6 protein-coding genes are annotated in these 7,991 nt (G+C 41.1%); all 6 read right to left on the bottom strand.

Going from position 1 to position 7,991, the window contains the following annotated elements:
• Positions 1-81: 81 nt before the first annotated feature.
• Positions 82-2,616 (bottom strand): cation-translocating P-type ATPase, encoded by a 2,535-nt coding sequence (locus IQ259_RS21560; protein WP_193888034.1) that lies wholly within the window; start codon positions 2,614-2,616, stop codon positions 82-84.
• A gap of 135 nt (positions 2,617-2,751) precedes the next feature.
• Positions 2,752-2,931, bottom strand: coding sequence for a hypothetical protein (locus tag IQ259_RS21565; protein WP_193888035.1), 180 nt, complete (start codon positions 2,929-2,931; stop codon positions 2,752-2,754).
• A gap of 88 nt (positions 2,932-3,019) precedes the next feature.
• Entirely contained in the window at positions 3,020-3,295 is a 276-nt protein-coding gene (locus tag IQ259_RS21570; protein WP_193888036.1) for a TM2 domain-containing protein, read from the bottom strand.
• Positions 3,296-4,237: 942 nt separating this feature from the next.
• The gene (locus tag IQ259_RS21575; RefSeq protein WP_193888037.1) at positions 4,238-5,827 is read right to left on the bottom strand and encodes a CPBP family intramembrane glutamic endopeptidase; all 1,590 of its coding nucleotides are present in this window, start codon (positions 5,825-5,827) and stop codon (positions 4,238-4,240) included.
• A 171-nt stretch (positions 5,828-5,998) separates the two neighbouring features.
• Entirely contained in the window at positions 5,999-6,730 is a 732-nt protein-coding gene (locus tag IQ259_RS21580; RefSeq protein ID WP_193888038.1) for a hypothetical protein, read from the bottom strand.
• A gap of 226 nt (positions 6,731-6,956) precedes the next feature.
• A complete protein-coding gene (locus IQ259_RS21585; protein ID WP_193888039.1) occupies positions 6,957-7,826 on the bottom strand; it encodes a hypothetical protein in 870 nt (289 codons plus the stop codon).
• Between the last annotated feature and the right edge of the window lie 165 nt (positions 7,827-7,991).

Raw genomic sequence — 7,991 nt, forward strand, 5'->3', positions numbered from 1 at the left:
AACACCTAACTACCGATTTAGTTTAACCTGAGTTGGTAAAAACCAACATTTGGTTTGCAATCTTAGGATCAATCACAGTTTTTATAGACGGTGCGCTAGTCTTCGTAAGAGTATGGAGTTAGTGACAACACTAACTGAGCTAAAAGCCATGAGTGCAGCAGCGTTAGATGGACTGAGGACAAAACCCATAGTGGGTAACAAAACACCTGCTGCTAAAGGAATACCCAAAGTATTGTATGCAAAAGCCCAGAATAAATTCTGACGGATTTTGTTGAATGTGGCACGACTCAGCCCAATTGACTCTACAACGTCACTTAAGCGATCGCGCATCAAGACAATTTCAGCGGTTTCCATTGCCACATCTGTGCCAGAGTATAAAGCAATGCCGACATCTGCTTGGGATAAGGCGGGAGCATCATTAATGCCATCTCCAACCATTGCCACTTTAGAGGCAGATTTTGTCTGTAATTCTTGGATGACAGCCGCTTTTTTGCCAGGGGGAACTCCTGCTATGACATCAGCACTATCTAATCCTAGCTGTTTGCCGATCGCACTAGCCGCTTCTGGGCGATCGCCACTGAGTAGCATTACCCTTAAACCCTTTTGGTGCAATTTGTCAACTGTAGCTTGTGCATCTGGTCTGAGAGTATCTTGAACAGCAATGAGTCCGGCTAAAGTGCCGCCAACGGCTACGCAAACAACTGTTTTTCCTGCTGTCGCTAGTCGTTGAATCTCTTGTTGAGTGATTTCATTGACAGCAACTCCATGCCAACTTAACCAATCGTGATTACCTAACAGTACTATTGTCTGATCTACAACCGCAGACACCCCCAATCCTGGTTCTGTATGGAAATCTACGGCATTGGGGATCGATAACTGCTGCCGCTGTACTTCTTGCTGAATTGCTTTGGCTAAGGGGTGGTATGTGCCACTTTCAACTGCGGCGGCTATTTGTATGAGGGAGTAGGGAGTAGAGAGTGGGGAGTGGGAAACCTCAAGGCAATCGGTAACGATGGGATTACCTGTGGTGAGAGTACCAGTTTTATCAAATACCACCGTATCTAGTTGGTGAACTTTTTCTAAAACGTCACCACCTTTGATTAATAAACCCCTTTCTGCGCCTATACCAGTGCCGACAAGAATGGCTGTAGGTGTCGCTAGTCCTAAAGCACAGGGACAAGCAACTACCATAACGGCGATCGCTAGTTTTAAGCTAGTTAGAAGTGCTGAGTGCTGAGTGCTGAGTGCTGTTAGCGGTAGCGGGAGTTGAGCAGCGTGTTGAGTGCTGAGGAGCCACTGCGTTGCGGAGCCAGTCGCGTGGGCGGGTTTCCCGACTTGAGCGAACTGGCGTGAGGTTCCCTCCGTTGTAGCAAGTGGCATTGCTGAGTGTTGGCTATGAGCAGCGTGACTCATGATTTCCACACCACTGGACATGGTGACATCAGGCCAGATGTGAGTGCCGAAAAAGTACCAAAAAACGAATGTCAACACAGAGGCTGTCAACACGCCGTAGGTGAAATAACCTGCTACTGTATCGGCTAATTTCTGTACAGGTGCTTTGCGGGTTTGGGCTGTTTCTACTAAGGCGACAATTTGTGCCAACGTGGTATCTTTGCCTGTACGGGTTGCCTGAATTGCGATCGCACCTGACTGGTTTAGGGTTCCGGCTGTGACTATATCTCCTAGTTGCTTGCTCACAGGTACGGATTCGCCTGTTAACATCGACTCATCTATGGTCGTCTGGCCAAAGCGAACCTCACCATCCACAGGAATTTTATCTCCTGGTAATACTTGCAACCACTCTCCAACCCGCACTTGTTCAGCCGGAATTTCTAGACTATTAGAACCGACTCCCCATTTTTCTGGGTCTGGGTTGGGGATCAACCGTGCTATTTGTGGTTGCAGTGCGAGTAATTGTCTAAAGGCAGAGGCTGCTCGTCCTCTGGCTTGTCGCTCTAATGTTCTGCCTAGCAGGATAAAGCCCAACATCATCACCGGCTCATCAAAGAAGCATTCCCAACCCATTTGGGGAAATAGCAGCGCTACTAAACTAGCAGTGTAAGCTGTCAGGGTTCCTAATCCAATTAAGGTGTTCATATTGGGGGCATTCCGCTGCCAACCCAGCCAACCATCAACGATGATAGGACGACCAGGAATCAATATTGCAACTGTTGCCAGTCCACAGTGAAACCAGATGTTGTCCAGTATGGGCAATTTTGAGCCAGTGATGCTGCTGAAATGCCCAATTCCTGATAACACCAGCAATATAGCAGCGATCGCCAACTGTTTGAATGCCTCACGCATTTCTTGGCGCTGCCTTTGTGTTGAATCATCGAAAGCGACTTGGTTACTGGCTTTGCGGAGTTGCGTTGGGAATCCAGCGGTGGTTAATCGCTTTGCCAGCGCCTCCGGATCTACCACTCCAACTTCTGACTCTACGACTGCTACTTCCGTCGCCAGATTCACACAGGCTGTCCTAACTCCCGGATATTGAGTTAGCTGACGTTCCACAGCATTTACACACCCAGCGCACTTCATACCGCCCACATCCAGAATAATTGTCTCTGATGTTGGGGCTAGTTCTGGGTTAAGGTTCGTTTTCGGCACAAGTTGCATGGCAAGTTTTTGGATTCGCTACGAACATTCAACGCCTGACTAAAAGCGTCTCTAATTCGAGCGTAGGCGAAATCTGGAACTATGACTGAATGTAAATAACATTAATTTTCTTTATTTGTCGCTTTTAGCTTTGTTTCAACTGCGGTTCCAGCGCAGATGAGCCATGTAAATCGCAGTTCCTAGCTGGATTGGCATGACAATAATCAGGCTTTTCCAAAAATAATGGATTTCAAAATTGGACATCGCGCTGACATATCCCACACCCACCAGTAGAAATACTGCCCAGGTAAGTTGTTTACGTTTCCGGTTTAGCATCTCAATCAAAATATAGTGATTGTGCCAGAGTGTTTGCTAATGCAGGATGGTAACAACAACTTTGCAATAGCTATATTCACTCCATATCTTAAAACCAACGCTGTTTATTAACGAAGTAAGTATCGACAAATTCTTCCGAGGATTTGTTTAAATAAATCATTCCTTCGATTAGACCTATAAGTTGCATAACTATCAAGGCAATTCCATAGGTGAAAGTTCCTGCAACTATAGATATAGCCAACATAATAAAGCCTTCTGGATTATAGCCCAAAATAAATTTATGAACTCCAAAGCCTCCAAAAATTATTCCGCAGTAACCAGCTAGAAGCTGTTTATTGGGATGACTGGTATTGAGATTTGCCATATGATTGTTACTCCTTAAAGATTAGGTAAAAAAATCAAATTTTTCTTCTAATAGGAAGAAGTAAATAAATTTTTAGTTATTAGTTAAAGCTAATTTTATATATTTGATTTACTCCCTCTCTCAACCTTCAACTTAGAAGAATCGAGCGTGAAAAGCCTAGTTTTTCCGTACTTTTTATTCTCTGCCTATAACTAGTAGGCTCGGAATAAATGTTTATTTAACTGATGTTTTGTTAGTATACACCTGACTTATGCCCCAATAAATATGTCGATACTTTAAAGAAAAAATTACAAATATAAGTAATAAAAGCAATGACTTTTTAGCCAGGAACTAGCAAGCTACTTGATAAATGTATTTAATTGTGATTATTACACCAAAGGCGGTAGTTTTGCAGATTCTTAGGTATGATTTTTCTAGAGAAGAATGAACCCCCAGTATCAGCAAAAAACGATGTATAATACCATTTTCTACAAGCCCATTAATGTTATTTCCGGACTTTTTTATGTGACTGCAATGATAGGATTCCAATTTAGTTGTAAAGGTCTAAATTGGAGACAGATGACATAGATCCATCAGCTAGAAAATAATGCCATCTTGGCTTCAGTGAACTAAAGTAACACTGAATACATTATTTAGTTGTAGTTCACAACTCCTATTGGTAAGGACTGAATTCATCATTCAATATTGCCTGTCACATCTGGCACAGATAGGCAATCAGCATCTGAAGAATAGCTTTAACTATCTAGATAATACTAAATATTTATCTAGAAGTTTTGTCATCTATTTGACAGTATTGTTGAAATTTTCCTTGTCATCAATAATAGTTAAATTTGAGTCAGTATTCACTGAATACTTGATTTAGTAATTCCCAGTGAAAAATCATGACCTACGCAGATAAAATCAGATATTTTTTGCTACTGCAACCGTATAATTAACGTTTTATTAGTTACCACTACCTAAAAGAAAAAGACTAAGTAAAGTGCCACTATTCCAGAGACTGTGGAGCAGCATGGGAGCGAGGAGATTGCGCGATCGCGTGTATACTACCCCAAGGACGATCCCCAAGGCGGTGAGTGGTAAAACTTCTGACAAACTGAGGTGAGCGATAGCAAATAACAAACTACTCACCAGAATTGATCCCCATACAGGAATGTAACGAGTTAGGGAAGGCAGCAAAAAACCGCGAAATAAAATTTCTTCAAATAAAGGTGCAGCGATCGCAGCTGTAAAGAAAAATATCCCCAGTGCCACAGAATCTTGACTTTCTAGCGCCAGTTGCAATAACGGATTACTACCACCCTGTCCTTGCCATAGCTTTTGATTAATCAACGATACCACCACCACAACAGGTAAAGCGGTGCAATAACCACCCAGTCCCCACAACCACCACTTGTCTTGTAAGCGGAAGCGAAACCAAAATTCAGGTAGGGGGAAAAATCTTTTCACCGAAAAATACAATACCGACAACGCCCCTGAAGCCACTAACATATAACTGATTAAGACATACAAAGCCTGAAGTCGGACATTACCAACAGGGCGAGGAATAGGAAGTTGCGACAAAATCCAGGGTACTAACAATTGCCCCATAAAGAAAAAACCCAGGACAAAAACCTGTAAAATCGTATCTCCATCCCAAGGAGTTGACCAAGGTACATCAGCATTTTGACTTATAAGGGCAGCTTTGCCTTTGAGCAAGCGTTGAGCAAATAAGAAAATTAGTAAAATTGTGCCTGTTAACGCGGCTAAGGCTGGTGCAGTGCCGATGAGGGTTAGTTTAAACACAGCTTGAGCAGCCGCTTCTTGTTGTTCGGCTTTAACTACCGATAAAGATTCTTGACGTTGCTGGAGTTGGTATAGCTGAATTAAAGCAGTGTAGCGGAACCAACCATCTAAATTCTTTTGAATCAACTGTTGGGAATTGGGTAGGATGCGGGGAGGATTACTCCAGAGTCCACTTAAGACAGCAGCCGTATCTCGAAATTCAGGGCTGAGTGTTGAGTTATTTGTTTCGACTGGCTGTTGTAATTCGCTCCAAGTTTTGAGTGCTGCTTCTTGTTTTCCTTGTTTTGCTTGCAAAATTCCTAAGCGCAAATCTAATTCAGCTAGTAATTTTTGCTGTTGGTTAAAAGATTGCTGTAACTGTTGCAGTTTGACTTCAGGAGAAGTGTCAGCATCAAAATTGTCTTCTGGTAGGGGTTTAGGAGAAGGAGTAATCTTTGATTGAGAACCTAGCTGTGCAAGTTGGTTTTTAACTTTATCTAGATTAGCTTCGACTGATTTTTGCGCCTCCTGATATTGCTTGGTGGCATTTTCCAGGGGCTGATCTTCAAGTATGGCTTGGCGAATCATGGGAAAATTCTCACCACTACCATCTTCTGGTTGCCAAGCTTGGGCTTGCAGAGAAATATTTGTTTGATAAAGTTCCAGACGACTTTGAAATTGAGGTTTCTGCCAACTACTGACTAAAGATAAAGTGGCTAACCCGATTGCTAACAACGTCGAAAATATTAAAACCAATCGCTTGATTGTCATCTATCCCCCTTGGAAGAACCAGAACAGAGCATACCCCTTGGGAATTATCGCAAGAAAAAGCAAGAGGTGGATAGATATCATCAATATTGTGAGTCTACTTTACAAGTTGGCGATCGCCCTTCTTAGTAAGATTACCCGGTTTTTGCCCTGAATCGAGAAGTTATGTAACCTTCAGCCCTGACTTTGGAGCTTTTTCATTTCATACTGCACATCTAATGCAATCTGCAATGCTTCATTCAATAGCTTGCCATGCTCGGTAGCTTTTTCTGTAACTTGCATTGTGGCTAAAGTTGCTAAATTATTCACAAATAACTCAGCATTGCCAATAATAAAATTCTTATTTTCTCGTAAAATTCTTTCTGTCTTCAAAGCGCGTACTAAATCTGCTCTGGTGAGTTGCAATGCTTCAATTACTTTTTCTCTTTCCTTAATACTAACTTCGGGATTACCAGCCGCTTCTATTTGATCATTAATATCTATTGCTTTAATTACTGCATTATATCTATCAACATCAATTAAGAGGATGTGCAGAGAATTGGTCATATTCTCTTTTAATATTTTCAGAATGTTGCGCCACAGCAAATAAAAAATTAGCTGTATTACAGCACTACCAACAAAACATAGCAATAATAATAATATCCAGGATGGAATAGTTAACCAAGTTGCAAACAACTTAATAATAATATCAAAAATTAGATAAATAAAAACAAATATAGAAAAGCTAATAAAAACGACAGTAGCGCCTTCAGAGCCTTTCATTTTATATAAAAGTTGCTTGCTAAACTCTTTCAGAGGATTAGTAATTAAAACTAGTTGATATTTGACAGGTAAATTAGTCAATTGTTGTAATTCCTTTTGACTAATTGCTAAACCATGTAAATCATCACGCACAGCTTTTCCCATAATTAGCTACATAGTTATTTAATACAATATAGCAATCAAATTTCGGGATTGCTGACTAAATAGAAATTTTGACAAATTTTTTTAATTAGATTATGCAGGAAAAAATAATTTTGTGTACACTGTGATACTTGTTAATCAAAATTAATTTCCGAGGTAATGTTACAAAAATTACCAAAACTCAGCAATGAATTACAACTTAAGCTGCCTAGTTTGGTATTAAAAAAGATTATTTCTTCTGAGAAATACTACGTTGAGGATTTAAAAATGGAGGTATGGGACAGTCTAGAGTCATGGCGATCGCTCTCAGCAAATCTGCCTCTTGTGGAGTAACTTTATGATCAACAAGAACTGTATGGATACAAGCATCAACGATCGCTTGCTTAATTTTAGGACTAGCTAGGCGCAGACGCTCAATACTTTTTTTAACATCTGCAAAATTATACTCAACCAGCATATCTGATATTTCTTTGCGTCCGGCTCCAGGCAAGCGAAACAACCCACAACGAAAAGCATAAGCTGCTGTATCTGCTTGAGAATGTCCCACCCGTGCTAGTGCAGAAAGCACTTGTATGCTTTCTGTCCAAATTTGTTCCATAGAATTGAACTCTACAGATATGGAGGCTGTGGGATTGATGCAAGGCTGAAGACGATGCCACAACACCAATTGCAACACAAAATACCACAGTGATAAATTACGATTGACTATAACTAAACCGTGAATACATTTACACAGTCTTTTACAATCTGTGGCAGATCCTTGACGTAATGCAGGGATTGTCAAATCCAACAGTGGTAAGCGCAGCTTAGGATCTAATTGACTAACTTCGCTATTGAATGCCAAAATCTTTTCGACTAAATCAGCAGGCTGCACTTCACGTAGCCAAATTATTTGGCGTTCTCTGATAGCTTGATTTTCATTTTCCAAAGCCAAAGCCAACACAGTAGCAGTTGCGCTTTGTTGTTCTCTTACACCCAAACGTAGAGATTCTGGTAACTGCGACAATAGCGCTTGAGCATGGGCAAAATGCTCTGGTGCTACACTCCCGACTTGGTTAATTACCTGTTTTACTGTAGAACCACCAGCCGCCAAACCCATGACTAGTGATTCCTGTGAATGGGGATGTTTTTGCTTAGCCCTCTTCTGTCACTTTCCGGAATAAGCAAGTAGTTCAGGAGCTAAATCATCCAGAAGCATAAAAGGGTTTAAATTGATTCATGGCTGCAATTAAATGATTGAATCCCAGTAACAAATGTGAATTAG

Source organism: Fortiea sp. LEGE XX443, assembly GCF_015206815.1.
GTDB lineage: Bacteria > Cyanobacteriota > Cyanobacteriia > Cyanobacteriales > Nostocaceae > Nostoc_B.